Origin of the sequence: Micromonospora chaiyaphumensis (assembly GCF_900091435.1) — a bacterium.
In the GTDB taxonomy this organism is placed as follows: Bacteria; Actinomycetota; Actinomycetes; order Mycobacteriales; family Micromonosporaceae; genus Micromonospora; species Micromonospora chaiyaphumensis.
On record NZ_FMCS01000001.1, the window covers coordinates 577,670 to 602,989 of the forward strand.

Consider the following 25,320-nt stretch of genomic DNA (forward strand, 5'->3'; position numbering starts at 1 on the left):
CTTGGCAGTGCTCAGCGAGACGCCTAGTCTCAGCGGATCGATCCGCCTCCGAAGGGATCATGATGCACCCCCACATCCGACGTACCGCGCTGGTCGCCTCGGCGGTCACCGCGACGCTCGTGGCCGGCGGCACCACCGTCCAGGCCGCCGGCGACCCCTACGGCCACACCGCGACCGCCACCGTCTTCGCGCCGAACCCGGTCCAGCAGCTCGGCGACCAGTCGCTGACCGACCAGAAGGACGCGGACTACCCGGCGCTTGCCGGGGCGTACCGGCCGGTGCTGCTGACCGACCTGGACGGCTCCGGCACCCTCACCGGGAAGTACGTGGTGGTCAAGAGCAAGACCGGCACCCCGGCCCGTGCCGTCGACGGCGCGTACCCGGCCCGGCACCGCGACGCCGACCAGTTCGAGCAGGTGATGGGCTACCACTGGGTGAACACCGCCCAGGCGTACCTCCAGTCGCTCGGTTTCGGCAGCACGCTGCGGCCGGTCAACCAGCGGCAGATCGAGCTGCGCATCGACCAGTACGGCGGCGACAACTCGTTCTTCCGCGAGGACAAGGCCAACATCACCCTCGGCAAGGGCGGCGTCGACGACGGCGAGGACGCCGAGGTGATCGTCCACGAGTACGGCCACTCGGTGCAGGACGGCCAGGTGCCCGGCTTCGGCACCACCCTGGAGTCCGGCGCGATCGGCGAGGCGTTCGGCGACTACCTGGCGGTCGCCGTGACCAGCTGGGCCACCGGCGTGCCGACGAGGACCCCGGAGGCCTGCGTGGCCGACTGGGACTCGGTCTCCTACACCCGCACCGCCCCGCACTGCCTGCGCCGCCTCGACGGCGCCAAGGTCTACCCCGCCGACCTGGTGGGCGAGGTGCACGCCGACGGCGAGATCTGGTCCCGCGCGCTGTGGGACATCCGCACCGCGCTCGGTGACCGCCGGGCCACGACGCTGATCGTGGAGGCGCAGTTCGCCTTCACCACGGACGTCACGTTCCGGGACGCGGCGCTGGCCACGGTGGCCGCCGCGCAACGTCTCTACGGCGCCCAGGCCGCGACCGCGACCCGGGCCGCCTTCGTCGCGCGCGGCATCCTCTGACCGCCGCGGTGGGCGCCGCTCCCCGCCGGGGCGGCGCTCACCGCAGCGCCGAGCGGGCCACCGGGAAGTCGAAGTACGTGTCCGGGTACGGCTCGTCGACGTACCGGTAGTGCCACCACTCGCGCGGGTAGTTCTCGAAGCCCTGCGCGGTCATCAGCCGCTTCAGCAACTGCCGGTTGTCCCGTGCCGCCCCGGTGATCCGCGCGTCCGCGGTGTGCGCGCGGGGGTCGAAGCAGTCGAAGCCGGTGCCCATGTCGACGGAGTTGTCCGGGAAGCGCCGGCCGGCCGGGGCGGTGCAGGCGGTCAGCGGCTGGCCCGGCACGTACGCCGGCTGGTCGGGGGTGGGCACCGGGACCAGGGTCAGGTCCAGGGTGCTGCCCCGGCTGTGCGCGGTCGGCGCGCCGATGTAGCCGTCGGCGAAGAGCCGGCTCTTCGGCTCGTCCGGATAGAACTCGCCCTTCATCTGCTGCTCGCCGGGCAGCTTGGCCCACGCGACGAACTCGTCCACCGCCCGCTGTGGGCGGTAGCAGTCGTACACCTTGAGGCTGCGGCCCTGCGCCAGGGCGGCGGCCTGCACCCGGTGCAGCGCCTCCGCCGCCCGGCGGGTGAGCAGGCACAGCGGCTCGGCATAGCCGGTGATCGGCCGGCCGACGAAGTTGTGCGCGGTGGCGTACCGGAGGTCGGTGCGGATGCTCGGGGCGACGGAGGCCAGGTCGACGACGTCGGCCGGGGCGCGGGGGCCGCTCGGGGTGGCCGACGGCGCGGGCGGCGGGGTGGCCGACGGGGCGGGGCGCGGGGCGGGCCGCTGGCAGCCGGCGGCGAGCGCCGTGGCCAGCACGGCCAGGGCCGCGGCCACCCGTGTCCCGGTCCCCACCCTGCCGTGTCTACCAGCCTCGCCCGGGCCCGGGGCGGCATCGGCGGTTCAGGCGTCGAGCGCCTTGCGGAGGAAGTCGAGCGCCGCCACGTCGTCGTCGATGCCGCCCGCCTCGTGGCCGTTGTACCGCCACACCGCGAGTTCCTTCGGCCCGCGGTAGTCGTGGTAGGCGGCGTAGACGGTGGACGGCGGGACGATCTCGTCCATCAGCGCCACGGAGAAGCGGGCCGGCACGGTGGCCCGGCGGGCGAAGGCGACCCCGTCGACGTAGGCGAGGGTGCGCAGCACCTGCTCCTCGCGGTCCCGGTGCACCGCCAGGTAGTCCCGGATCTCCCGGTAGGGCGTAGCGTCGGTGACGGTCACGGCGCGGGGGATGTCGCAGAGAAACGGCACGTACGCCACCGCCGCCCGCAGCTCCGGCACGAGGGCGGCGGCGGCCAGCGCGGCCCCGCCGCCCTGGCTGTGCCCGAGCACCGCCACCCGGGCCGGGTCGACGGCCGGCAGGAGGCGTGCCGCGTCGACGGCCCGGACCGCGTCGGTGAGGAAGCGGCGGTAGTAGTACCGGCGCGGGTCCTCGACGCCCCGGGTGGTCATCCCGGGGGCCTGCGGGCCGGCCCCGGCGATGTCCGGGGTGTCGCCCCGGCTCCAGCCGGACCCCTGGCCGCGGGTGTCCATCTGCAGGTGGGCGAACCCGGCGGCGGCCCAGAGCAGGTTCTCCAGCGGGTGCCCGCGCCCGCCGCCGTAGCCGACGTACTGCACGACCGCCGGGAGCGGCCCCGGCACGTCGCGGGGCACCCGCAGCCATGCCTTGATCGGCTGGCCGGCGAAGCCGGGGAAGGTCACGTCGAAGACGTCCAGCCCGGCCAGCGGGGTGGCCACCGCGGTCACCTCGATCGGGTCACCGCAGGACCGGGCCTCGGTGAGGGTGTCGGCCCAGAACGCGTCGAAGTCCGGCGGCTCGCGCAGGTCGCTGCGGTGGGCGCGCAGCTCCGCCTCGGGCAGGTCGGTGTGCACGCCTCACTCCCCCGCGGTCACGGCGTGTCTGCTCATCGTCGGACCTTTCGGGATGGGGTGGCACGTGCCGACAATCTTCCGGAACAGGCCCGCAACTTCTCGGAACGGTAGGGCCGGCCCGTGCTGTCGTCAACCCCCGCCCGTGCGGCAGGATGGCCGGGGGGACGGGCCCGCCGTCCAGGGTTCGCGGCCGGCACTTCCGGCCGGTGAAGGAGACACGGGTGAACACGGACGACGAGCCCAGGGTGACCATCACCGCGATCGCGCGGGAGGCCGGCGTCTCCGTGCCCACCGTCTCCCGGGTGCTCAACGGGCGTTCCGACGTCGCACCGGGCACCCGCGAACGGGTCGAGGAACTGCTGCGCAGCCACGGCTACCGGCGCCGGGGCAGCCGCACGGTACGCCGGGCGGAGCTGGTCGACCTGGTCTTCAACGACCTGGACAGCCCGTGGGCCGTGGAGATCATCCGGGGCGTGGAGGACGTCGGTCACGCCGCCGGGGTGGGCACCGTGGTCTCGGCGATCCACAGTGAGTCGACCTCGACCCGGAAGTGGTTGCAGAACCTGCGGTCCCGCGCCTCGGACGGGGTCATCGTGGTGACCTCGCACCTGGCCCCGCCCGTGCACGCCCAGCTGCGCCGGCTCAACGTGCCGGTGGTGGTGGTCGACCCCGCCACCGGCGTGCCGGGCACGGACGTGCCGGCGATCGGAGCGACCAACTGGGCCGGCGGCCTGGCCGCCACCGAGCACCTGCTGGAGTTGGGTCATCGCCGGATCGGCTTCGTGGCCGGCCCGACCCACCTGCTGTGCAGCCGGGCCCGGCTGGACGGCTACCGGGCGGCGCTCGAGGCGGCCGGCGTTCCGCTGGACGACCGGCTCGTGCAACCCGGCGACTTCTACCACGCCTCCGGTTTCACCGCCGGCAGCACGCTGCTCGACCTCGACGACCCGCCGACCGCGATCTTCGCGGCCAGTGACCAGATGGCCTTCGGGGTCTACGAGGCGGTCCGTCGGCGCGGGCTGCGGGTCGCCGACGACGTGAGCGTCGTCGGCTTCGACGACCTGCCGGAGGCCCGCTGGGCCTCCCCGCCGCTGACCACGGTGCGCCAGCCGCTGGTGGAGATGGGCCGGCTCGCCGCCCGCACGGTGCTGCGCCTGGCCCAGGGCGAGGAGACCGAGTCGCCCCGCGTCGAGCTGGCCACCGAACTGGTGGTGCGGGACAGCAGCGCGCGCCCCGCCGGCCGGTAGGCCGGCGACCGCTCAGTCGTCGTCCGGGCCCTCCGCGCCGCCCAGGTGCGCACCGGGCGGCGTCGCGGCGAGGGCGGCGGCGTGCCGGCGGCGCCGGGCCAGCAACACCCATCCCCCGGCCAGCAGCACCACCCCGACCGCGGCGGACGGGCCGGCGCCCGGCCAGGCGCCGGTGGCCGTGGTGCCGGCGCCACCCAGCCCCGCGCCCCCGGCGAGGGCGGACGCGGCCGCGGTCGGCGACGCGTTGGCCCGGTCCAGCTCGCCGGGACCGACCAGCCGGCCGACCGCCGCCTCCCGGGGCAGGCCGAAGCCCCAGTCGAGCAGGGCGGCCCCCTGCTGCCAGCCGCGCCGGGGGGGGATCTCCGCGCCCAGCAGCGTCGCCACGAGCCGCCGGCCGCCGCGCTCGGCCGCGCCCACGTACGTGTGCCGGGCCAGGTCGGTGAAGCCGGTCTTGCCGCCGATGGCGCCCGGGTAGTGGTCGAGCAGCATGTTGTCGTTCTGGATCTGGAAGGCCTTCTCCCGCAGCGCCGGCTGGGCCGGGACCTGCGCGGTCCGGGTGGCGGTGTAACGGCGGAACGCCGCGTCGGCGAAGCAGGCCCGGGCGATCAACGCCAGGTCGTACGCGCTGGTGAACTGCCCCGGACCGTCCAGGCCGGACGGGGTGACGGCGTGCGTCTGCAGCGCGCCGAGCCGCCGGGCCTCCTCGTTCATCGCGCGGATGCCGCCGGCCTTCCCGTCCGGGCCGCCGCCCAGCCGGGCCAGCGCGTTGGCCGCCTCGTTGCCGGACTTCAGCAGCAGCCCCAGCCAGATCGTCTCGATGCGGTACCGGCCGCCCGGGGCCAGGCCCACCGCCGAGCTTCCCGGCTCGATGTCCAGGTCCTCGTCGGTCACCGTCACCTCGCGGTCCGGGTTCAGCCGCGGCAGCATGGTGGCGGCCAGCAGCAGCTTCTGCACGCTGGCCGGCACGCCGTACTCGTGGGGGCCGCAGCCGCCGAGCACCGCGCCGGTGTCGAGGTCGGCGACCACCCAGGAGGTCGCGGTCACCGCCGGCGGCGCGGGCGCGGCCGGCGGCAGGACCAGGCCGGCGGTGGCCAGGGCGGCGCCGCCGACGGCCCGCGCGGCGGGACTGGCCGCGGGCGGCGGTTGCGGGGGCCGGGTCGCCGGCGCGGGCACGTTCGGGCAGGGCGGCGCCCCGGCCGGCAGCCGGCGGGCGGACGGCCCGCCCGTCCGGGCGGCCGCCGCGGCGGGCACGGGCAGGATCGATGCCGGCACGAGCAGGGCGGCGGCCAGCGCCACCGGCGCTCCCCAGGTCCTCATGAACCGGCACGGTAGCCACGCCGACCCGATCGGGTCGCCTGCTCCGCCATTCGCGTCCGACGGACCGTCGTCCACGATAGGCTGCCGCCTCTCCCCGCTCAGATCGCGCCGCGGCGCAGGAGCAGGCGTAGCGCCACGTAGCCGGGCAGCACCGGCAGCCAGAAGGTGGCCAGGCGGTAGACGAGCACCCCGGCCACCGCGGTCTCGGTCCGGACGCCGTAGAGCAGCAGGCCGGAGACGAGGGCGGCCTCCGTGGCGCCGAGCCCGCCGGGGGTCGGCGCGGCGGTGGCCAGCCCCTCCCCGAGAACGCACACCAGCACCACCGGCGCGAGCAGCGCCGGCGCGGCGGGCAGCCCGACGGCGAGCAGGGCCAGCCAGAGCGCGGCGGCGTAGGCGAGGGTCAGCGCCACGCTCACGGTCAGCAGCGACACGACCCGGCCGCTCCGGGCCAGCGCGCGCAGGGCGTCCGCGACCTGGTGCCGGGCCGCCCGGAGCCGGGACCGCCACCGGGGTACGGCGAGCGCCACGGCGACCGCCAGCAGCACGGCGAGCACGGTGAGCAGCACGGCCAGCCCGCGACCGGCCACGGCGTCCACGAGGTGCCGGCGCGTCCCCCGGGCGAACGGCAGCAGGACGGGCAGCAGCAGGGCCACGCCGAGCACCCCGGCGACCCGGCTCACGGCGACCGCGGTGGCTGCCGCCGGCACGGTCAGTCCCTGCCGGTGCAGGTAGCGCAGGCTCAGTGCGGCGCCGCCGAGCGCACCGGGCGCGAGCCGGTTGACGAAGGCGGCGGCCACCTGGACGGCGACCGTGCGGCCGAGCGGCACCGGGGTGGCGACCGCGAGCCGCAGCGCGAGGGCACTCAGCGGATAGGTGGCGGCCGCGGCGAGCAGCGCCCCGGTCACCGCGACCGGGTCGGCGTGGCGCACGGCGTGCAGCGCGGCGCGTGCCTGGCCGAGCTGCGGCAGCAGGACGTACACCCCCAGGCCGAGCAGGACCACGAGGAGCACGTTCCGCGGGGTGATCCGCAGGGCTCGGGCCAGGCGGCCGGCGGGCGGGTGACTCCGGCGCATCGCCGGGGTCAGCGGTGGTTCTCCGGGCGGGCGCACACCGCCGCGGGCGCGCGGGGCGGGGTTCCGTCGGCTGGCCGGCTGTCCCGCATCACCCGACGATAGGGCGACCGGCGGCCGGGCGGGCGGCATCGCGGCCGGTCCGCCCGACCGGTACGTGGACCGGTCGCGGGTCAGGCGCGGCGGCGACCGGCCCGGCGGGACCGGCCACGGCGGGCGACCAGCGCCGCCACCAGACCGCCGACGGTGAGGGCGAGCAGGCCGGCAGTGGGCACGATGACCTGCCAGTCGCCGTCGGCCATCCGGCGCAGCGCGGTCCCGGCCGGCCCCCGCCAGGCCGGCGGCGGGGTCGGGTGGGCCGCGGCCGGGGAGCCGCTGGGCACGGCCGGCTCGGCGGCCGGCTCGCCGGGTTGGACCAGCCGGCCGACCGAGGCGTCCCGGGGCAGCGCGAAGCCCCAGTCGAGCAGCTGGGCGCCCTGCTGCCAGCCGCGTACGGGGCGGGCCTCGGCGCCGAGCAGGGTGACCACGAGCCGCCGGCCGCCGCGCTGGGCCGCGCCCACGTAGCTGTGCCGGGCCAGCTCCGTGAAGCCGGTCTTGCCGCCGAGCGCACCCGGGTACCGGTAGATCAGCTGGTTCTCGTTCTGGATCTGGAAGCCGCCCTTCTTGAGCGCGGGCTGGGCGGGGATCTGGGTCCGCTCGGTGCGCGCGTAGCGGCGGAACCGCGCGTCGGCGAAGCAGGCGCGGGCGATCAGCGCCAGGTCGTACGCGCTGGTGAACTGCCCGGGCCCGTCGAGCCCGGACGGCGTGACGGCGTGGGTCTGGCGGGCGCCCAGCCGGCGCGCCTCGGCGTTCATCTGGGCGACACCGGCGCGGGCACTGCCGGCGCCGAGCCGGGCCAGCATGTTCGCCGCGTCGTTGCCGGACTGGAGCAGCAGCCCCAGCCAGAGCGTCTCCACCGGATAGCGCCCGCCGACGAGCAGGCCGACGGCCGAGCTGCCCCGCTCGATGTCCAGGTCGGCCCGGGTCGCGACGGCCACCTGCTTCGGGTCGATCCGGTTCAGCATGGTGGCGGCCAGCAGCAGCTTCTGGGTGCTCGCCGGCGTGCCGTACTCGTGAGGGCCGCAGGCGCCGAGCACGGCCCCGGTGTCGAGGTCGGCGACCAGCCAGGTGGTGGCCGTGACGGCCGGGGGGGCCGGGCTGCCGGGTGGCGTCACGAGGCCCGGCGTGGCCAGCCCGTCCCCGCCGACGGCCTGGTCCTCGGGGACGGACGGGGGCGGGGTGGGCCGCGGCGGCCGGGTCACCTTCGGCGCCGGCAGCCGCGGGCAGGGCACCGCCGCCGGGGCGGCGGTCACCGGCCGAGCGGCGTGTGCCGGGGTCGGTGCCCCGGCGACGAGCAGGGCGACGACGGTGGTGGCAGCCAGGACCCGTGCGCTCATGAGGAGGCACCCTACCGAGCGGCTCAACGGACGCGGCGCAGCCACCGGCGCTGCCACGGGGTCTCCACCGCCCTCGCGTGGTAACCCGCACGGACCCAGGCCACCGCGGCCCCGGGAGCGAGCCCGTCCAGGACGGCCAGCGCGGCGAGGGCGGTGCCGGTCCGGCCGACGCCACCGTGACAGGCCACCTCGACCCGCTCCCCCGCGTACGCGCGGCGCCACGCCTCCCGCAGCGCGTCGAGCGCGTCGGCCCGGTCGAGCGGCAGCCAGAAGTCGGGCCAGCGGATCCGGCGGGCCGGCCAGGCCGGATCGGGGCCGGGCGCCAGCAGCAGGGCGAAGTCGGCGGGCGTGGCCGGTGCGGCGATCCGCCGCCCGCGTACGGTGGCGCCGCCGGGCAGCACCAGCAGGCCGGTCCGGTCCGTCCATGGCGGCGTCGGTTCCATCCGGACATTGTGTCGGAGGAGCCGCAGGCGCGACGGTGCCCGCCGGATGTGGTCCGGCGGGCACCGTCGCGAGCGGTCCGGGCGCTGCCCGGGATGCCGCAGGATCAGCGGGAGCCGATCCCGAAGCGACCGCGCCGACGCCAGGCCAGGGAGAGCAGCACGAGCACCGCACCGGCGCCCGCCAGGCCGCCGCCGAGCTTCACCGGCGTGCTGAGGCTGTCACCGGTCACCGGCAGGTTGCCGCCACCCGGCCGCCCCGGGCGGTCCGGCCGCGCCGGCAGGACGATGCCCGTGGCGCTGTCCACGCGGTCGGCCTGCGTGGCGGTGAAGGTGTGCCGCCCGGTCCGGGTGGGCCGGTAGGTGATGGTGAACTCGCCGTCCTCGTCCGCCGTCACGCTGAACGCGGTCGGCGCCGGCTGCGGCTGCTGGTAGGCGACCGCGGCCATCGCGACGGTGCTGCCGTCGCTGCGGACCGAACCCTGTGCGGGTGCGGCGTTGGGGTTGCCGCTGATCGCCACGCTGATCGCGACGGCGCCGGCCAGGAAGCCCTCGCCCCGGATGGTGAAGGTCCCGCCGAGACGGATGGTCGGCGGCGAGACGGTGAGCGTCGGGTTCGCCGGTGGGTACACCGGTGGCTGCGGCTGTGCCGCGCCGGCCGCGGTCGGCACGGCCGCCACGGCCAGGCCGACCGTGAGCGCCATGAAGATGCGGGATAGCCGCATGATGGATTCCCTCCTACTGATCACAGCTTGGTGCGGAAACAACTTGGGTGGTCCATGGGGTGACGGTGGGTGTGAGCACCAGCTCGGCCGTGCCGGCGCTCGTCTTGCCGGTGAGCAGGGTGACGTCGAGGGTCCGGGTACGCCCCGGCTTGACCTCCACGGTCGCCACGGTCACCTGGCGACTACCGGCGGTCCCGCTGCCCATCGCGGTGTCCCGCCCGTCCAGCCGGCCGCCGAGCACCGCCCCTCCGGTCGGCGTGTACACCGACACCAGGGTGCGGGCGGTGTACGGATCGCCGGAGAGCGCGAGGCCGGTGACCGACTTCGCCAGGCCCGACTGCGGGGCGGTGGAGTGGACCGTCACCCGTAGCCGCAGTTCCCGGCGCCCGTCCGGCTGGCAGTCGCCGACCGTCACGGTTGCCGAGAACCTCAGGTAGTAGCCGAGCTTCGCGCCGCTGCCGTCGTTGAGGAACACGCCGACGGTCGGCACGGTGTCCTTCTCGCGGAGCTTCCCGGCCAACCGGCTGTCGCCGAGGACGCGCTGCTCCGCGGGATGGGCACTCCAGAACAATATCCGACGTTCTGCAATAGAACGGTTGAAAACGGTCAAAAGGGCCCGTGGATTCACCGCCTTGGTGAAGAGCGCGTCGAACACCGCGGACGCGGCCCTCGCGAAGTAGACGTCCTGCTCCGCGTTGTCGAGCGTCCGGTAGGTGTCGCTGAGCAGGGTCCGGACCACGGTGCTGCCGGCCAGGCTGGGCCGGTCCGGCACGGTGACCGGCCCGATCACGGCGAGCAGGTAGGACAGCACCAGCGGATCCACCGCGAGCACACCGTCCACCGTGGCGCCGGTGCGCCGGCGGACCATCTCCCGGTAGAGCGCCGCCGCCGTCGGGAAGTCGGGGCTGAGGTTGACGTCGGCCGGGAACGTCCCGGGCAGGTTCCGCCACAGGCGCCGCAGCTCCGGGCTCACCGGCAGCGGCGGCGTGAACGACCCCAGGCTGCTGGCGCTGTTCTGCCCGGACATCCGGATCCGGCCGCCCTCGGCCCGCAGCACCGCGTGTGCGCCGAACATGCCACCGGTGGCACGCAGCTCGGCCGGGTTCTGCGAGACGAGCAGGTAGCTGCGGGGCCCGTCGGCGCCGAGCAGCGCCGGCAGCAGCCGGGCGCCCTGGTCCGCGGCGGAGGTGAGTTCGCCCAGCCGGTCCAGTTCGGTCCGCAACCCGGAGACCGCGTCCCGGACCTGCCCCACGAGGTCGTCGGCGTCGACCGCGCGCAGTCGCTCCCCGGTCCGCCGCACCGCCTGGTCCGCCGCGGAGACCTCGGCCGAGACGGCACGCAGCCGGCCCAGGTCGAGCTTCCCCTCCTTCGGCACCAGCGAGGCCAGGTCGACCCGGAGCAGGGTGGGGAAGGCGAGCCGGGCGAGGTCGTCGACGGCCACCGCGATCTGGCGCACCGCGGCCAGGTCGTCGCCCGCGTACGGGGTCTGCTGGCCGAGCCACCAGCCCGGGTCGCCGGTGGCGCTCCGGGCCGCGGCGGCCTGTTCCTGGAGAGCGGCCAGCGTCCGCTGGGCCCGGGCCACGTCGCCGCCGACCACCTGGGTGCTGAGCTCCTGGGCCAGCCCGGCCGCGTTGAGCAGGTGCGCCCGGGCCTGCCAGCCACGGAACCCGACCCAACCGCCGGCGGCCAGCAGCACCGAGACGACGACCAGCCCGACGAGCAGGACCCGGCGTACGCGGGCCCGGCTGCGGCGCCGGGAGCGCCGCCGCCGGTGGGGCGGCCCACCGCTTTCCGTCACACCACTCTCCCGTGCTCGAAACCGGACACTAATAACGATTGATCGCTTTCTAGCACGAATTTCCACCGTTTCGCGGCAGTATCATGCACTTTGCTACCGCGTGGCGTTTTCGCGAGGACCGCTCCGGTCAGCGGCGGGCACTGCCGGCGCGCGCCGAGACCTCGTGCAGCAGGCCCTCGATCCGGTCGACACCGGCCCGCAGCGACATCTCGCGCAGGTACGCGTCCCGGCCACGGCGACCCATGTCGACCCGGGCCGGCGGTGGGATGGCGGAGGCGAGCCAGAACCGGTCGGCCAGCGCGGCCCAGTCCTCGGGCGGGCAGGACAGCCCGGCGCGCGCCCGTTCCACCAGCGCGACCGTGTCGCCGCCGGCGGACGCCACCACCGGCGCGGCGCAGGAGAGCGCCGCCTGGAGCTTGCCCGGCACCATGCCCCGCAGCTCCGGCAGGTCACGCAGCATGACGAGCTGGTAGTCGGCCGCCGCGTACAGCTCCGGCATGTCCAACGGGGACCGCCGGTCGACGAACCGCACGTTGTCCGCCCGGAGCTCGGCGGCGAGCCCCCGCACCCGCCGCTCCTCGGCTCCCGAGCCGACCAGGACCAGGTCGAGCCGGTCGTCCAGCGCCGCCGCCGCGCGCACCGCCGTCTCCAGCCCCTGGCGTACGCCGATCGTGCCCGCGTGCATCACCACGCAGCGGCCGTCCCGGCGGATCAGCGTCCGGACCGCCCGGCTGGGCTCGGTCGGGCGGAAGATCCGCTCGTCGGTCCAGTTCAGCACCACCCGCACCCGGTCCGGGTCGGCGCCCCCGGCCACGACCAGGTCCCGCATGGACGGTGCGGTGACCGCGACGGCGCCCGCCTCCTGGTAGATCCGGCGCAGGGTGGCGTCCAGCCGGCCGGACCACCGGCGCGTCTCGCCGGCCCGGGACGGCTCCTCCTCCGGCCAGACGTCCTGCACGTGCAGCACGCTCGGCACCCGGCCGAGCAGCCGCAGCAGGCCGGCCGCGGCGAAGGTGACCGCCGGGAGCTGGAAGACGTAGAGGGCGTCGACGTCACCGAGGTAGCGCCGGCCGCTCAGCGCCACGCTGCCGGCGAAGGACAGCCAGCTCGCCATCCGCGCCCGCGCGGAGCCGTCGCCGGCCGCGTACCGGGGCACCCGGCGGACGGTCAGCCGCTCGCTGCGGGTCTGGTGCCGCCAGCGCTGCCGCCAGCCCGGGTAGACGTGCCCGCCGGGATAGTCGGGGAAGCCGGTGAGGACGCGCACCTCGTGGCCGCGGGCCGCCAGCTCCTCGGCCAGGCTGCCCGGGATGAACGCGGGCTCGGGCGGGAAGTGGTACGACAGGATGCCGATCTTCATGGCCGCGCTCCGGGCGGGGCTTCCCGACGCGCGGGTCCCGGCACCCCGTAGGATGCCGACATCCCCTCTGCGTCCGGCCGCGACCGCCGGAACACCGCCGTCGCGGCACCCCCTCCCGCGACCGTGCCGACGAGAGGGGTGCAGATGGTCGACGGGGTGCTCTTCGTCTGCCACGCCAACATGTGCCGGTCCCCGATGGCGGAGTTCATCGCCCGCCGGCTGCTGCGCGACCTGCCGGTCGCGGTGACCAGCGCGGGCACCGACGCTCTCGACGGGGCCGCCATGCACCCGTACGCGGTCGAGGTCGCCGCCGGGACCGGCGCGGACCCACGGGCGTTCCGCACCCGCCGGCTCCGACCGGAGCACCTGACCCGGTCCGCCCTGGTGCTGACCGCGACCCGGCGGCAGCGCTCGGTCTGCACGGCGATGACCCCGGCCGCGCTGCCCCGGACCTTCACGCTCCGCCAGTTCGCCCGGCTGGCCTCCGCCGCCACGGCCGAGGCGGCGGAGGCGACCGGGCCGACCGGCACGGGCGCGGGGTCCCCGTTGCGGGCCGCCGTCGCGGCGGCCGCCCGCGCCCGGGGGCGGCTGCAACCCGCCACCGGAGACGCGGACGACCTGCGCGACCCGATCGGCGGCTCGCCCGCCGACTTCCGGCGCTGCGCCGAGGAGATCGAGCGTTCGATCCGACCGGTGCTCGCGCTCATCGGGACAGCCGGGTGAGTTCCTGGGTGTGGTCGCCCACGGGCGCCTTCTCCCCACGCCGGGCAACCCCGGCCCGGTCGGTGGGCACCGACGGCCCGGCGGCCGGCACGACCACCTTGTACGCCTCGTACTGGTAGGCGTCCGCCTTGGCCACCTTGGCCATGTTGAGCACGCAACCGAGCAGGCGCACCGAGACCGAGTGCAGGGCGTGGGCCGCGGCGGCCACCTGGCTGCGCGAGGTCCGGCCCTGCTGGGTGACCAGCAGCGCGCCGTCGGCCTGCACGGCGACCACCACACCGTCGGTGACCGCGAGCAGCGGCGCGGTGTCGATGACCACGATGTCGGCCGACTCGCGCAGCGCCACCAGCAGGTCCGCCATGGCCTTCGAGCCGAGCAGCTCGCTGGGGTTGGGCGGGGTGGCGCCGCTGGGCAGCACCAGCAGCGACTTGTCGCCCCACCGCTGCACCACGTCGCCGACCTGGACGTCGCCGACCAGCACGTCGGTGAGCCCCACTCCGCCGTCCAGGCCGAGGTAGTCGGCGACCTTGGGACGGCGCAGGTCGGCGTCGATGAGCAGCACCCGCCAGCCCGCCTCGGCCAGGGCGATGGCCGTGTTGCAGGCCATCGTGGTCTTCCCCTCGCCCTGGAGCGCGCTGGTGACCGCGATGACCCGGGCGGGCTCGTGCACGTCGACGAAGCGCAGGTTGGTGCGGAGCTTGCGGACCGCCTCGGCGCGCGGCGAGTTGGCCGCCTCGCCGACGATCAGCGGGGCCGCCTTCGCCCCGGACTCGAACGGGATCTCGCCCAGCAGCGGGCTGCCGGTGACCCGCTGGAGCGCGGCCGCGTCGCGCATCCGGACGTCGGCCAGGCCGCGCAGCACGGCCAGCCCCGCACCGAGCAGCAGCCCCAGCAGGCCGCCGATGACCAGGTTCCGCACCGGCTGCGGCGAGACCGGGCTGGAGGTCACCCGGGGACCGCTGACCACCTCGAGCTTGATGGGCGGCGCCTTGCCGTCCGGCGGCGTCTCCACCTTCTGCACCAGCTCGATGAACTTGGCCGAGAGCGTCTCGGTGGTCTTCAGCGCCCGCGTCTGGTCGGTGTCGGTGACGGTCGCCTTCAGCAGCACCGTGCCGGCCTCGGTCGAGGTGGTGATCCGGTGCTGGACCTGGTCGGCGGTGAGCCCGAGCGGGGCCTCGGCGACGACGCTCTGCGCCAGCCGGTCGCTGGTGAGCAGGTCACCGTAGGACTTCACCCGCTGCTGGAGGAAGAGGCTGCCCTGGTAGGCGTCGGTGACGCCCTGGCTCGGCGTGGTGACGAAGAAGGTCACCGAGGCCTCGTAACGGGGCGCCGTCCGGATCGTCACGAGAGCGGCGGCGCCGACGGCGATCATCACCGTGACCAGCACGATCCACCAGTGGCGCCGGACCAGGCGCAGGTAGCCGAGAACGTCCATCACGCTCCCCCTCGCGACACGCCGGTCTGCCGATGAAACTGCACGAAAGCCCCCTAAAAACCCCAGTACGCGTGCCAGGATCAAACGCCTATACATCACGCTAAGTGACTCGACGAATCTAAACGATCAGAACCGCACAGAAGGTCTAAATCCTTCCATTTCAGAACACATATCCGGGCGGCCCACCCTGTTAACGCCGGACCCGGCCGTCTGGTGCGGGCGGGCGGGCGGCCGGATAGGGTCGGAACCGGTGTGCCGGGAAGTCTGGTCGGCGAGGACTCCGCCGACCCTGCTCCCGGAACGGACACCGCATGACCGACCGCCGCCCGCCGTCCCCCCGCCTGCTCTCCCGCCGGTCCTGGCCCGAGGCCCGGTTCCTGGCCGACGTGCTGCGCGCCGAGACCGTCGGCGGCGGGCTGCTCCTGCTCGGCGCGCTGATCGCCCTGCTCTGGGCCAACTCACCCTGGCGGGCCGCGTACGCCGACCTGGGCGACGTGGTGCCGTGGCCGGGCGGCGCCGCCGTGCACCTCGACCTGAGCCTGGCCGCCTGGGCCTCCGACGGCCTGCTGGCGATCTTCTTCTTCGTGGCCGGCCTGGAGCTCAAGCGGGAGTTCGTGGCCGGCGACCTGCGCGACCCGCGCCGGGCGGCGCTGCCGGTGGTGGCGGCGCTGGGCGGCATGGTCGTGCCGGCGCTGGTCTACGTCACGGTGACGCTTTCCGCCGGCGGGGAGGGGCTGCGCGGCTGGGCGATCCCCACCGCCACCGACATCGCCTTCGCGCTCGCCGTGCTGGCCGTGGTCAGCTCACACCTGCCGCAGGGGCTGCGCGCCTTCCTGCTCACGCTCGCGGTGGTCGACGACCTCTTCGCGATCGTCATCATCGCGGTCTTCTACACCGGCGACCTGCACCCGCTTCCGCTGCTGGGCGCGGTGCTGCCGATCGCCGCCTTCGCCCTGCTGGTGCGCCGCCGGCACACCTGGTGGTGGGCGCTGCTCCCGCTCGCGGCGACCGCCTGGGCGCTCGTGCACGCGTCCGGCGTGCACGCCACGGTGGCCGGGGTGCTGCTCGGCTTCACGGTGCCGGTACGCCCGGCCGCAGGCGGAGGGCCCGGGCTCGCCGAGCGGCTGGAACACCGGTGGCGGCCGGTCTCGGCGGGCCTCGCGGTGCCGGTCTTCGCGTTCTTCGCCGCCGGGGTGTCCCTGGTCGACGTCGACCCGGGTGCGGTCCTCCGCGACCCCGTGGTGCTCGGGGTGGCCGCCGGGCTCGTGCTCGGCAAGGCGGTCGGGGTGTTCGGCTCGACGTTCCTGCTGGCCCGGTTCACCCGGGCCGAGCTCGACGAGGAGATCACCTGGGCGGACCTGGCGGGGCTGGCCCTGCTGGCCGGCATCGGCTTCACCGTGTCGCTGCTCATCGGCGAGCTGGCGTTCGGGCCGGGCAGCCCCGAGGACGAGCGGGTGAAGGCGGCCGTGCTGCTGGGCTCGCTGGTCTCCGCCGGGCTGGCCTCGACGGTGCTGATCCGGCGCAACCGGGTCTACCGGCGGATCAGCGAACGGGAGAGCCGGGACGCCGACGGTGACGGCATCCCGGACGTCTACCAGGAGCGGCGGGCCTAGCCGGCGCGGCTCCCGCGCCGGCCGCCCGCTGGCGGCCGGCGCGTGGCGGTTCAGCGGCGGCGGTCGGCCGGGCGTTCCTCGTGCTCCTCGGTCTCCTCCAGCGCGTCGGCGTACGGCTCGGTGAGGTCGTCGCCCGGAACCGCGATCTCCTCGATCCGGTCCTGCTCGTCGGGGCGCCCGCCGGCCGGCGGCTCGGGCGCGGTGGCGTCCCCGGCGAAGCCGTACTCGTTGGGCTCGTCGTGCCTGCTCATGCGCGGACCTCCCGGTCGTCCGGTTTCCTCTCCTGGCTCACGCTAGGCGGTGGTCGGCACCCGCCGTGGCGTCGCCCGGATGTGCATACCCCGCGGACGCCGTCCTCGATCATCCCCGGCCGGTTCCGCCGCCGGCACGTGCGCCGGAACCGGCCGGCGGGCTCAGCTCAGCTCGGCGATCGCCTCGAAGACGAGCCACAGACCCGAGATGGCGAAGAGCACGGCGGCGCCGTACCGGATGGCCTTCTCCGGCAGGTGCCGGCCGAGCAGGCGGCCCACCAGGATCGCCAGGGCGTCGGCGGCGACCATGCCGAGGGTGGAGCCGAGCCAGGTGCCGAACCAGCCGTACTTGGTGGCCAGGGTGATGGTGGCGAGCATGGTCTTGTCGCCGAGTTCGGCCAGGAAGAACGCCACACCGACCGCCACGATCGCGTTGCGGCTGCTCTTCTCGGCCTTGCGCTTCTCCTCCTCGGTCAGCTTGTCGCCGCGCAGCGTCCAGGCGCCGAAGCCGAGGAACGCCAGGCCGGCGATGAGCGAGATCCAGCCGGTGGGCAGCGCCGCGTGGAGGCCGTAACCGATGGCGACCGAGGCCAGGTGCACGATCGCGGTGGCGACGGTGATGCCGATGAGCACCGGCAGCGGCCGGAAGCGGGTGGCGAACGTCAGGGCCATGAGCTGGGACTTGTCGCCCAGCTCGGCGACGAAGATGACGCCGAAGCTGACCACCAGCGCGACGAGGAAACCGTCCATGTGAACCTTCCCGATCAGGCCGGGAGGAGGTACGGGGGCGCCCTCGACCCGGCTGCGACAGCCTGAGTCGAAGGTCTCGCCCGCCCCGGGTGACCGGGGCCGCGTGGCCGGATGCGGAACGCACCAGTATGTCGACCACGACATTGGGGGCTACTCCCCTTCGCGCCGCCCAGCGTAGCCGATCATCACCGGACGGGCCGCCGCGGGTGAACAGGGTCACCGGCGCGTCAGTCGGCCCGGGCCAGGCTGACCCCGAACAGCCCGTCCGGGTCGGTCCAGAACGCCTGCCGGGCGAACCCGGCCGCGGCCAGTTCCCGGCCGATCCCTTCCGGCCGGAACTTGGCCGAGACCTCGGTGCGCAGGTCCTCCCCGGCGGCGAACCGGACGTCCAGATTGAGCACGCGCACCCGGACCGGGCGCTCGGCCCGCAGCCGCATCTCGATCCACTCGTGCTCCGGGTCCCAGACCGCCACGTGCCGGAACGCCGCCGGGTCGAAGTCCGCCCCCAGCTCGCGGTTGATGACCCGGAGCACGTTGCGGTTGAACTCGGCGGTCACGCCGGCCGCGTCGTCGTAGGCGGGGACGAGCACCGCGGGGTCCTTCACCAGGTCGGTGCCGACCAGCAACCAGTCGCCGGCCTCCAGCGCCGCGCGCATCGCGGTGAGGAACTCGGCCCGCTCCACCGGCAGCAGGTTGCCGATGGTCCCGCCGAGGAACAGCACCAGCCGCCGGCCGCCGGTGGGCAGCCGGTCCAGGTGGCGGGTGAAGTCGCCGACGATGCCACGCACCCGCAGCCCCGGGTACGCGGCGGCGATCTCCGCGGTGGACCCGCGCAGCGCGCTCACCGAGACGTCCAGCGGCACGAAGCTGCCCAGATCGCCGTGGCGGGTGAACGCGTCCAGCAGCAGGCGGGTCTTCTCCGACGAGCCGGAGCCCAGCTCGATGAGGGTCTTGGCGCCGGTCAGCGCGGCGATCTCGTCGGCGTGTGCGGCCAGCACCGCCCGCTCGGCCCGGGTCGGGTAGTACTCCGGCAGCCGGGTGATCTCCTCGAACAGCTCGCTGCCCCGGGCGTCGTAGAACCACTTCGGTGGCAGCCACTTCGGCGTCGCGGCCAGGCCGACCCGGACGTCCTCCCGCAGGCCGCGGTCGAGGTCCTGCTCCTCCAGGTGGATCTCCAGTGGCTCCGCGCTCATCAGCAGTCCTTCCTGTTCCTACCGGTGTGGGAAAAGGGGTGTCAGGCGACCGTCAACTCCCGGGTGTCCAGCCCGCCGGCGGTGGCCACCACCAGCCGGCCGTCCGGCACCGGCCGCCAGCCGGGGTCGTCGTCGAAGGGCTCCGAGGCCAGGAGCACCGAATCCGGGGTACGGCGCACCGACAGCGCGTGCCCCGCCACGCTGGCCGCCACCGTGGCGCCGTCGGTGAGCAGCAGGTTCAGCCGCGACCCCGGGGCGGCGGCGGATACCGCCGCGACGGTCTCGGCGAGCGCGTCACCGGGCTCGGCGCCGGCCCGCAGCCGGTGCCGGACCAGCGCCCAGAGCAGCGCCGAGTCGGTCGGCACCTCGAGGGTGACCAGGTCACGGACCGGCAGCCCGGCGGCGAGCGGCACCAGGCTGTCCGGCCAGCCGCGGACCACCCCGTTGTGGCTGAACAGCCAGCGCCCCTCGGCGAACGGCGCGGCGGCCGTCTCGTGCAGTGGCATGCCGACCGTGGCGGAGCGGACGGCGGCCAGCACCGCGCCCGCGACCGTCACACCGGCCAGGTCCGGCAGGGTGGTGTCGCTCCACATCGGCTGCGCCCGCCGGTAGCGGACCGGGTCGCCGTCGCCCGGGTACCAGCCGACCCCGAAGCCGTCGGCGTTGATCGTGCCGCCGCCCCGCATGTCGCGGGGCGCCCAGGACTGCCGCAGCAGCCCGTACGGCGGGTCGAAGAGCAGGCTGCGCAGGCTGACCGGCGGACCGAGGTACGCCAGGTGGCGGCACATCAGTCGGCACCACCCGTCACGCCGCCTCCCCCGGGCGGGCGTCGCGGGCGCAGCGGAAGCCGCTGAAGATCTGCCGCCGGATCGGGTAGTCCCAGTTGCGGAAGGTGCCCCGGCAGGCCGACCGGTCGGTGCCGAAGGAGCCGCCGCGCAGCACCCGGTAGTCGTCGCCGAAGAAGACCTCCGAGTATTCCCGGTACGGGAACGCCACGAAGCCCGGGTGACCCCGGAAGGTGGACGAGGTCCACTCCCAGACGTCACCGATGAGCTGGTGCACGCCGAGCGGGGAGGCGCCCTCCGGGTACGCGCCCACCGGCGCCGGCCACAGGTGCCGCTGCCCGAGGTTGGCGTGCGTGCCCACCGGGTCCGCGTCGCCCCACGGGTAGCGGCGGGACCGGCCGGTCGCCGGGTCCCAGCGGGCGGCCTTCTCCCACTCCGCCTCGGTGGGCAGCCGCTTGCCGGCCCAGGCCGCGTAGGCCTCCGCCTCGTGGAAGCAGACGTGCACCACCGGCTCGTCGTCGCGCACCGGCGACCAGCGGCCGAACCGGCGGTACGCCCACCCGTCCCCGTCGCGCCGCCAGTGCATGGGGGCGCTCAGCCCGGCCTCGACCCGGTGCCGCCAGCCGGCCCCGCTCCACCAGCGCGGCTCGTCGTAGCCGCCGTCGGCGATGAAGGCGCGGTACTGCCCGTTGGTGACCGGCGCCGCGTCGATGGCGTACGCGGGCAGGTCGACCGTGTGCGCGGGGCGCTCGTTGTCCAGCGCCCACGGGTCGGTCGAGGTGCCCATGGTGAACGGACCGGCCGGCACCAGCACCTCGCCGCCGACCCGGGCGCGCGGCTCGGGCGGTGGCGGCGCGTCGAGCACCGGGCCACCGGAGCGCAACTGGTGGGTGGCGAGCATGGTCTCGTCGTGCTGCTGCTCGTGCTGGACGATCATGCCGAACGCGAAGCCGTCCTCGACCAGCTTCCGGTCGGTGAACCGGATCCCGTCCAGCAGGTCGTACACCTTGTCCCGGACGGTGCGCACGTACGCCCGCGCCTCGGCCGGCGGCAGCAGCGGGAGGGCCGGCCGGTCCCTGCGGGGCTGCTTGAACGCGTCGTACAGGTCGTCGATGTCGCGGCGCACCGGCTCGCGCCCGCCGACGTCGCGGACCAGCCAGAGCTCCTCCTGGTTGCCGACGTGCGCCAGGTCCCAGACCAGCGGGGACATCAGCGTCGAGTGCTGGCGCACCAGGTCGTCGTCGTCCACCGCGTCGGTGAGCAGCGCGGTGCGGGCGCGGGTGCGCTCCAGTTCGGCCGCGATCCGGCTGCGCAACTGCTCGCCCTCCGTGGCCGGCCGCTCGGTCGTGGTCACCGGTGTCCCCTCTCCGCGGCGGCGCGGCGCCGCCGGATCGCTCGGTCCGTCTCGTCGTGGATGCCGGCCGGCAGGTCCAGCCGGGGCAGGGCCGCCAGGGCCAGGTCGAACAGGGCCGCCGCGGCGGTGGCCAGCGGCCGCTCGGCCAGCCCGCGCCGGGCCGCGGTGGACCACCGGTCGGCGACCGGGGTGGCCACGGCCAGCGCGTCCCGGGTGGTGGCCGGGTCGGCGAAGAGCGCGGCCAGCACCGCCAGCGGCACCGTCCACTCCCGGCCCGGCTGGGCGTCCAGGTAGCGCAGCTCCAGGTAGCCGCGCGGGCGGACCGGCGGGAACAGCGTGCTGAGGTGGTATTCCAGGTCGTCGGTGGTCGGCGGGTGCGGCAGCGCCCCGGCCAGCCAGTCGGCGAAGGTGACGCCCTCGGGCGGCGTCCAGTCCGGACCGTCGCCGCGGACGCAGAGCAGGGGCGCGGCGAGCGCGTACCCGGTCCAGGCCGCGACCGGGTCCCGGTCGGCCCGCGCCGGGGACCAGACCGGGCGGACGCGCGCCGGGTCGATGGCCAGCCAGGCGGCCATCCGGGTGGAGGCCCAGCCGGTGGGCCGGCCGGCGTGCCGGTCGGCGGTGGCGAAGGCGGCCAGCAGCGGCGGCCCCACGGCGTGCGCGGCTGCCCACCGCTCGGCCAGCCGGTCCGGCTGGCCCGCGTCCAGGCAGATCTGGAGCCCGGCGGTGCTGTACATCATGGCTCGGCCGGCCGGCCCGCGCCGGTCGAAGACGTCGCGCATGGCCCGGTAGCGCGGGGTCTCCACGACGGGGCGCGGCGGGCGCCAGGGGTCCATGCCGGTGCGGCCCAGGACGAGGCCGGCGGCGTCCAGGAGGGCCTGCAGCTCGGCGACATCGGCCTCGGTGGCCAGGATGAGCGCGGCGACCGACGGTCGCGGCGCCGAGGAGATCTCCACCTGCCCGCCCGGCTCCACGGTCACGGTGCCACCGCGCCGGAGCCCGGCGGCCGGGCTGGTGGGGTCGAGGGTGACGGGGCTGTGCCGTCCCAGCGCCCGGCGCAGTCGCTCGCGGTCGACCGGGCGGGTCGGGTCCGCGGCGTCGTGCACCGTCCATTCCAGCTCGACGCCGGTCAGGGTCGGTGGTCCGGTCTTGAAGCAGATCCGGGCGATGTGCCCGCGGGCCGCGGCCTCGTCTCCGAGGACGGTGGCCCGGTCCAGGTCCGGCGACATCACCACGAGACGGCTCCTCTCCCCGGGGTGGGCGACCACACTGTCGGCCGGTGCCCGGCCGTGGCGGCCGGGCGTCGGCGGGTCCCACCATCTTCTGTCTAGCAGACGGGATCCGCGCGCCCGAGGAGATGAATTTTTGTCCGGAATCCGGTTGCGGCGCGGGCGCCGCCCGCTCAGCGACCGGTGGCGGCGCCCGGCTTTGCGGAGCGCGGAGGCGACCCGGCGGGCACGGCCGTCGTCCCCTTCCGCGCCGCGGACGACGGCGTCGCCTTCGGCTCCGATTTCGCCTTGGGCGACGACTTCGGCTTGGGCGACGACGTCGGCTTCGGCTCCGACTTCGGCTCCGGGGACTTCTCCGGCACCAGCGCCAGGCAGTACCCCTCCACCCGCTCGGGGCCACCGGCGGCGGCCACCAGGTCGGCGAAGCCCGGACTCTCCAGCGCCTTGGCCCGCTGCGCGTCGGACTTGGCGAGGTAGGCGCCGCACTGCCCGGCAAGCTTCCCGGCGCTCGCGGGCTTGCCGGAGCCCCCGGAGGCGCCGGGCGTCGGCGCGGTGGACGGCACGCCGCCGGGCGTCGCGCCGCTCGGGGTCACGCCGGACGTGCCCGGGTCGCCGGCGCCCGTGCTGGGGCCACCGGTGCCGTGGCCCGGCGCGGTGGGGGCCGGCGGCGGCGCGGGTTCCGGGCCCGGATCGAGGCTCACGGCGGCGAACGCGACCCCGGCGGTGGCGGCGGCGGCGACCCCGGCCAGCACCGCGCCGACCCGGAAGCGGTGGCGCGGCCGCGGCGCGACGGCCGGGGCGGGGTCCACCCGCGCGGCCCGGAACGCGGCGAGCGCCCGCTCCTCGCCGACCAGTTCCGCCGCGGTGCCGGGGGCGGCCGCCGCGGCGAGCAGGTGCGCCAGCGGATCGGCCGCCGCCTGCGGTGGAGACCCGGCGCGGGCCGCGTCGAGGAGGCGCTCCGACTCCGCCCGGTCGGCGGGCCCGTCGGACCGGCGAGAACTCATTCCGTTTCCCTCCACGTCAACCGTCCGCCGGCTCGGCCTTGGGCGCCTGCCGTCCCCGCTGGGCACGGGGGCGGGGCGGCGTCGCTCCCCCGGCCCGGTCCGCCGGTTGCTCGGCGTCGGCGCGCTCCAGCAGCGCGGCCAGGCGCCGCAGGCCCCGGTGTGCGGCGGTGCGCACGGCGCCCGCCCGCCGGCCAAGCACCCGCCCGGCGGTCTCCGCGTCGAGCCCGATCACGGCGCGCAGCAGCACCGCCTCCGCCTCGCGGGGCGGCAGGCTGGCGATCAGCGCGAGCGCGCTCTCGGTGCCGATGGTCTCGCCGGCCCGCTCCGCGGTGTCCGCGTCGCCGGCCAGTTCGCTGAGCGCCTGCACGGGCACCGGCAGGGCGGGCCGCCGCCGCTGCCGGCGCAGATGGTCCATGGCCCGGTTGCGGGCGATGGTGACCGTCCAGGCGCGGAACTCGCCGCCGGTGAAGGTGGGCAGGTCGCGGGAGATCTGGAGCCACGTCTCCGAGGCCACGTCCTCGGCGTCGGCGCCGACCAGGGCGGTGAGGTAGCGCAGCAGGCCGGGCTGGAGGCTGCGGTAGAGGAAGCGGAAGGCATCCTCGTCGCCCGCCTGCGCGGCGGTGACCGCCTCGCTCAGCTCACCGGTCATGGATCCGCCGTTCCCGCCGTGCCGTTGCCCCGGACCGGCGCCTGCCGGTGCCGGTGTGCCCGACGCCCGCCCGGTCGAACGACCGGACCTCCACCCGCACCATCAGTCCCCCGCTGACCTGATCGGCGCCAGCACCGTGAGGCGCGGGCGCGCGTATGGACACCGCCGTGAGGACGGCCGTCGGCGGACATACCGTACCGGCGTCACGGGGCGAACGGGAGCCGGGCCGACGCTACGAGCGGACGCGGGGTTCGACAAGGTGCCGCCCACCGTGAAAAGAGTGAGAATTGTCTACGGCCGGGAACGGCGCGTCGGCGTAACAGATGCAACCTCTATTACGCTGCGGGCCGGTTAACCGGGACGAAACACCAGGCCAGACCCGGACACATGAACCTCCGGGCACATTTTCCTGCCCGATCGTACGCGATTCGTCACGGTCAGCCGATCGGCGCGGGGGCCGTTGACCGTTCGGCCCAGGCCCGTCGGGCCGCCCGCCGGTCGTGACGGGAGAGATCGCGGGAAATACTCCGCGGCCGCTCTGGGTACGGTATTGACGTGTTGACTTCCGACGTCGTACTCAGCGGTCGGTACCGCCTGGATGACCGTGTCGCCACCGGCGGCATGGGCGACGTCTGGCGTGCCACGGACCTAGTGCTCGGCCGGCCGGTCGCGGTGAAGGTCCTGCTGCCCGCGCTGGTCTCCGACCCCGACTTCATCGCCCGCTTCCGCGCCGAGGCGCGGATCATGGCGTCCCTGCGCCACCCGGGCGTGGTCCAGGTCTTCGACTGCGGCGAGGACGAGCTGCCCGACGGCAGCCGGGCCGACTACCTGGTGATGGAGTTCGTGGCGGGCGAGCCGCTCTCCCGCCGGATCGAGGCGGCCGGGCAGCTCGACGTCGGCGAGACGATGTCGATCGTGGCGCAGGTGGCCCAGGCCCTGCAGGCGGCGCACACCCGGGGCATCGTCCACCGGGACGTGAAGCCCAGCAACCTGCTCGTGCAGGACGACGGCACCGTGGTGCTGGTCGACTTCGGGGTGGCCCGGTCGACCAACGTGACCAGCATCACCAGCACGAACGCGGTGCCCGGCACCGCCCTCTACATGGCCCCCGAGCAGGCCGCCGGCCGGCCCGTCTCCGGCGCGACCGACATCTACGCGCTCGGGGCCGTGGCCTACTGCTGCCTCACCGGCAGCCCGCCGTTCACCGGTGACAACCCGCTGCAGGTGGCCGTCCGGCACCTCGACGACGAGCCGCCGGAGCTGCCGGTGGAGATCCCGCAGCCGGTCCGGGACCTGGTCGCCCGCGCCCTCGCCAAGGACCCGGCGGACCGCTTCCCCACCGCCGCCGCGATGGCCGAGGCGGCCCGGGCGGCCGCGTCCGAGTCGCCGACGGCGATGGTGCCGGTGACGCTGCGCACCGCGACCGGCTCGAGCCGCACCCGGGACGACCTGACCGCCGCCGCGCCGGGGGCTCTCGTGGCTCCGGCCCGCCGGCCGGGTCGCCGCGGCACGCTGGTCGGCGCGCTGGCCGCGGTGCTGGTGGCGCTGACCGCGCTGGGCGCCGCCCTGGGCGCGGCGAAGAACGCCGACGCGCCGGCCACCCACATCGACACGACGGCACCGGCCGTTGCCCCGAGCAACTCCGTCGCGAACGCCGCGGTCACCGAGGCCCCGCCGACGGACGCGGGCGGCCACAGCTACCGCCCGGTGGGCCCCACCGGCCGGCCGTCGGCCTCGACCTCGGCGACGCCGAGCGCCTCCACGAGCGGCACGGCCGAGCCGACCCCGTCGAGCGTCCCGTCGACCCAGCCGACCGCGCCGAGCACGGCCCCGACCACCAGCTCGCCGCCGGTGGAGACCACCGCGCCGACCGAGACCACCACGACCACTACCGCCCCCGCCGATGGCGGTGGAGGCGACGGCGGCGAGGTCCAGCCGGCGTCGGGCCGCTGACCTGCC

General features: G+C 75.6%; 23 protein-coding genes. 5 read left to right on the forward strand and 18 right to left on the reverse strand.

Annotation, left to right across the window (positions count from 1 at the left end; translation table 11 throughout):
* The first annotated feature begins 62 nt into the window (after positions 1–62).
* Complete coding sequence (locus tag GA0070214_RS02770; protein ID WP_208602621.1) at positions 63–1,100, forward strand: M36 family metallopeptidase; 1,038 nt, start codon at positions 63–65, stop codon at positions 1,098–1,100.
* A gap of 37 nt (positions 1,101–1,137) precedes the next feature.
* Here the strand turns inward: GA0070214_RS02770 and GA0070214_RS02775 are convergent, their stop codons facing one another.
* Together GA0070214_RS02775 and GA0070214_RS02780 are read right to left on the reverse strand one after the other, a co-directional pair.
* Entirely contained in the window at positions 1,138–1,974 is an 837-nt protein-coding gene (locus tag GA0070214_RS02775) for a M15 family metallopeptidase (RefSeq protein WP_091258627.1), read from the reverse strand.
* 48 nt (positions 1,975–2,022) lie between these two features.
* Complete coding sequence (locus tag GA0070214_RS02780; protein ID WP_091258629.1) at positions 2,023–2,988, reverse strand: acetylxylan esterase; 966 nt, start codon at positions 2,986–2,988, stop codon at positions 2,023–2,025.
* Positions 2,989–3,209: 221 nt separating this feature from the next.
* Here GA0070214_RS02780 and GA0070214_RS02785 point away from each other — a divergent pair, with 221 nt between their 5' ends.
* Positions 3,210–4,235 (forward strand): LacI family DNA-binding transcriptional regulator, encoded by a 1,026-nt coding sequence (locus GA0070214_RS02785; RefSeq protein WP_091258630.1) that lies wholly within the window; start codon positions 3,210–3,212, stop codon positions 4,233–4,235.
* A 12-nt stretch (positions 4,236–4,247) separates the two neighbouring features.
* On the opposite strand, the gene GA0070214_RS02790 is transcribed toward GA0070214_RS02785, so the two are convergent.
* The 7 genes from GA0070214_RS02790 to GA0070214_RS02820 all read right to left on the reverse strand — a co-directional run bounded on the left by GA0070214_RS02790 (position 4,248) and on the right by GA0070214_RS02820 (position 12,378).
* The gene (locus GA0070214_RS02790) at positions 4,248–5,552 is read right to left on the reverse strand and encodes a D-alanyl-D-alanine carboxypeptidase family protein (RefSeq protein WP_091258633.1); all 1,305 of its coding nucleotides are present in this window, start codon (positions 5,550–5,552) and stop codon (positions 4,248–4,250) included.
* A gap of 98 nt (positions 5,553–5,650) precedes the next feature.
* Entirely contained in the window at positions 5,651–6,562 is a 912-nt protein-coding gene (locus tag GA0070214_RS02795) for a flippase-like domain-containing protein (RefSeq protein ID WP_244167518.1), read from the reverse strand.
* A gap of 233 nt (positions 6,563–6,795) precedes the next feature.
* Positions 6,796–8,058 carry a D-alanyl-D-alanine carboxypeptidase family protein gene (locus GA0070214_RS02800; RefSeq protein WP_091258637.1) on the reverse strand — a complete coding sequence of 421 codons (1,263 nt, stop codon included), beginning with the start codon at positions 8,056–8,058 and terminating at the stop codon, positions 6,796–6,798.
* Positions 8,059–8,081: 23 nt separating this feature from the next.
* Complete coding sequence (locus GA0070214_RS02805) at positions 8,082–8,501, reverse strand: protein-tyrosine phosphatase family protein (protein WP_091258639.1); 420 nt, start codon at positions 8,499–8,501, stop codon at positions 8,082–8,084.
* 104 nt (positions 8,502–8,605) lie between these two features.
* Positions 8,606–9,223, reverse strand: a complete 618-nt coding sequence (locus GA0070214_RS02810; RefSeq protein ID WP_091258641.1) for a hypothetical protein — start codon at positions 9,221–9,223, stop codon at positions 8,606–8,608.
* 13 nt (positions 9,224–9,236) lie between these two features.
* Entirely contained in the window at positions 9,237–11,021 is a 1,785-nt protein-coding gene (locus GA0070214_RS02815) for a DUF4012 domain-containing protein (protein ID WP_091258643.1), read from the reverse strand.
* Positions 11,022–11,148: 127 nt separating this feature from the next.
* Complete coding sequence (locus GA0070214_RS02820; protein WP_091258647.1) at positions 11,149–12,378, reverse strand: glycosyltransferase family 4 protein; 1,230 nt, start codon at positions 12,376–12,378, stop codon at positions 11,149–11,151.
* Positions 12,379–12,522: 144 nt separating this feature from the next.
* On the opposite strand from GA0070214_RS02820, the gene GA0070214_RS02825 reads away from it, so the two are divergent.
* Positions 12,523–13,101 (forward strand): arsenate reductase/protein-tyrosine-phosphatase family protein, encoded by a 579-nt coding sequence (locus GA0070214_RS02825; RefSeq protein ID WP_091259844.1) that lies wholly within the window; start codon positions 12,523–12,525, stop codon positions 13,099–13,101.
* On the opposite strand, the gene GA0070214_RS02830 is transcribed toward GA0070214_RS02825, so the two are convergent.
* Positions 13,082–14,536: a tyrosine-protein kinase domain-containing protein gene (locus GA0070214_RS02830; protein WP_091258649.1), complete on the reverse strand. Its 1,455-nt coding sequence runs from the start codon at positions 14,534–14,536 to the stop codon at positions 13,082–13,084. The two genes, GA0070214_RS02825 and GA0070214_RS02830, sit on opposite strands and share 20 nt — an antisense overlap.
* 311 nt (positions 14,537–14,847) lie before the next feature.
* On the opposite strand from GA0070214_RS02830, the gene nhaA reads away from it, so the two are divergent.
* Entirely contained in the window at positions 14,848–16,149 is a 1,302-nt protein-coding gene (gene nhaA, locus GA0070214_RS02835) for a Na+/H+ antiporter NhaA (RefSeq protein WP_091258651.1), read from the forward strand.
* 50 nt (positions 16,150–16,199) lie between these two features.
* Here the strand turns inward: nhaA and GA0070214_RS02840 are convergent, their stop codons facing one another.
* The 8 genes from GA0070214_RS02840 to GA0070214_RS02875 all read right to left on the reverse strand — a co-directional run bounded on the left by GA0070214_RS02840 (position 16,200) and on the right by GA0070214_RS02875 (position 23,361).
* Positions 16,200–16,400, reverse strand: a complete 201-nt coding sequence (locus GA0070214_RS02840; protein WP_091258652.1) for a hypothetical protein — start codon at positions 16,398–16,400, stop codon at positions 16,200–16,202.
* A gap of 162 nt (positions 16,401–16,562) precedes the next feature.
* Entirely contained in the window at positions 16,563–17,150 is a 588-nt protein-coding gene (locus tag GA0070214_RS02845) for a TMEM165/GDT1 family protein (RefSeq protein ID WP_091258654.1), read from the reverse strand.
* Between the two features lie 227 nt (positions 17,151–17,377).
* Positions 17,378–18,343 (reverse strand): L-histidine N(alpha)-methyltransferase, encoded by a 966-nt coding sequence (egtD, locus tag GA0070214_RS02850; protein WP_091258656.1) that lies wholly within the window; start codon positions 18,341–18,343, stop codon positions 17,378–17,380.
* A gap of 41 nt (positions 18,344–18,384) precedes the next feature.
* A complete protein-coding gene (egtC, locus tag GA0070214_RS02855) occupies positions 18,385–19,131 on the reverse strand; it encodes an ergothioneine biosynthesis protein EgtC (RefSeq protein WP_091258658.1) in 747 nt (248 codons plus the stop codon).
* Between the two features lie 16 nt (positions 19,132–19,147).
* Positions 19,148–20,482, reverse strand: a complete 1,335-nt coding sequence (gene egtB, locus GA0070214_RS02860; protein ID WP_091258660.1) for an ergothioneine biosynthesis protein EgtB — start codon at positions 20,480–20,482, stop codon at positions 19,148–19,150.
* Entirely contained in the window at positions 20,479–21,714 is a 1,236-nt protein-coding gene (egtA, locus tag GA0070214_RS02865) for an ergothioneine biosynthesis glutamate--cysteine ligase EgtA (RefSeq protein WP_091258662.1), read from the reverse strand. The genes egtB and egtA overlap by 4 nt, the downstream gene beginning before the upstream one ends.
* A 167-nt stretch (positions 21,715–21,881) precedes the next feature.
* Positions 21,882–22,712, reverse strand: coding sequence for a hypothetical protein (locus tag GA0070214_RS02870; RefSeq protein ID WP_208602622.1), 831 nt, complete (start codon positions 22,710–22,712; stop codon positions 21,882–21,884).
* Between the two features lie 16 nt (positions 22,713–22,728).
* Complete coding sequence (locus GA0070214_RS02875; protein ID WP_091258665.1) at positions 22,729–23,361, reverse strand: RNA polymerase sigma factor; 633 nt, start codon at positions 23,359–23,361, stop codon at positions 22,729–22,731.
* 555 nt (positions 23,362–23,916) lie between these two features.
* Here GA0070214_RS02875 and GA0070214_RS02880 point away from each other — a divergent pair.
* Positions 23,917–25,314, forward strand: a complete 1,398-nt coding sequence (locus tag GA0070214_RS02880) for a serine/threonine-protein kinase (RefSeq protein ID WP_091258667.1) — start codon at positions 23,917–23,919, stop codon at positions 25,312–25,314.
* Positions 25,315–25,320 lie beyond the last annotated feature (6 nt).

What these genes read in the sequence shown, in the direction of transcription:
- GA0070214_RS02770 (WP_208602621.1), top strand. Translation starts at nt 63, where the DNA reads ATGCACCCCCACATCCGACGTACCGCGCTGGTCGCCTCGGCGGTCACC.
- GA0070214_RS02790 (WP_091258633.1), bottom strand. Translation starts at nt 5,552, where the DNA reads ATGAGGACCTGGGGAGCGCCGGTGGCGCTGGCCGCCGCCCTGCTCGTG.
- GA0070214_RS02800 (WP_091258637.1), bottom strand. Translation starts at nt 8,058, where the DNA reads ATGAGCGCACGGGTCCTGGCTGCCACCACCGTCGTCGCCCTGCTCGTC.
- GA0070214_RS02805 (WP_091258639.1), bottom strand. Translation starts at nt 8,501, where the DNA reads ATGGAACCGACGCCGCCATGGACGGACCGGACCGGCCTGCTGGTGCTG.
- GA0070214_RS02810 (WP_091258641.1), bottom strand. Translation starts at nt 9,223, where the DNA reads ATGCGGCTATCCCGCATCTTCATGGCGCTCACGGTCGGCCTGGCCGTG.
- GA0070214_RS02820 (WP_091258647.1), bottom strand. Translation starts at nt 12,378, where the DNA reads ATGAAGATCGGCATCCTGTCGTACCACTTCCCGCCCGAGCCCGCGTTC.
- GA0070214_RS02825 (WP_091259844.1), top strand. Translation starts at nt 12,523, where the DNA reads ATGGTCGACGGGGTGCTCTTCGTCTGCCACGCCAACATGTGCCGGTCC.
- GA0070214_RS02830 (WP_091258649.1), bottom strand. Translation starts at nt 14,536, where the DNA reads ATGGACGTTCTCGGCTACCTGCGCCTGGTCCGGCGCCACTGGTGGATC.
- nhaA (WP_091258651.1), top strand. Translation starts at nt 14,848, where the DNA reads ATGACCGACCGCCGCCCGCCGTCCCCCCGCCTGCTCTCCCGCCGGTCC.
- GA0070214_RS02840 (WP_091258652.1), bottom strand. Translation starts at nt 16,400, where the DNA reads ATGAGCAGGCACGACGAGCCCAACGAGTACGGCTTCGCCGGGGACGCC.
- GA0070214_RS02845 (WP_091258654.1), bottom strand. Translation starts at nt 17,150, where the DNA reads ATGGACGGTTTCCTCGTCGCGCTGGTGGTCAGCTTCGGCGTCATCTTC.
- egtD (WP_091258656.1), bottom strand. Translation starts at nt 18,343, where the DNA reads ATGAGCGCGGAGCCACTGGAGATCCACCTGGAGGAGCAGGACCTCGAC.
- egtC (WP_091258658.1), bottom strand. Translation starts at nt 19,131, where the DNA reads ATGTGCCGCCACCTGGCGTACCTCGGTCCGCCGGTCAGCCTGCGCAGC.
- GA0070214_RS02870 (WP_208602622.1), bottom strand. Translation starts at nt 22,712, where the DNA reads ATGAGTTCTCGCCGGTCCGACGGGCCCGCCGACCGGGCGGAGTCGGAG.
- GA0070214_RS02875 (WP_091258665.1), bottom strand. Translation starts at nt 23,361, where the DNA reads ATGACCGGTGAGCTGAGCGAGGCGGTCACCGCCGCGCAGGCGGGCGAC.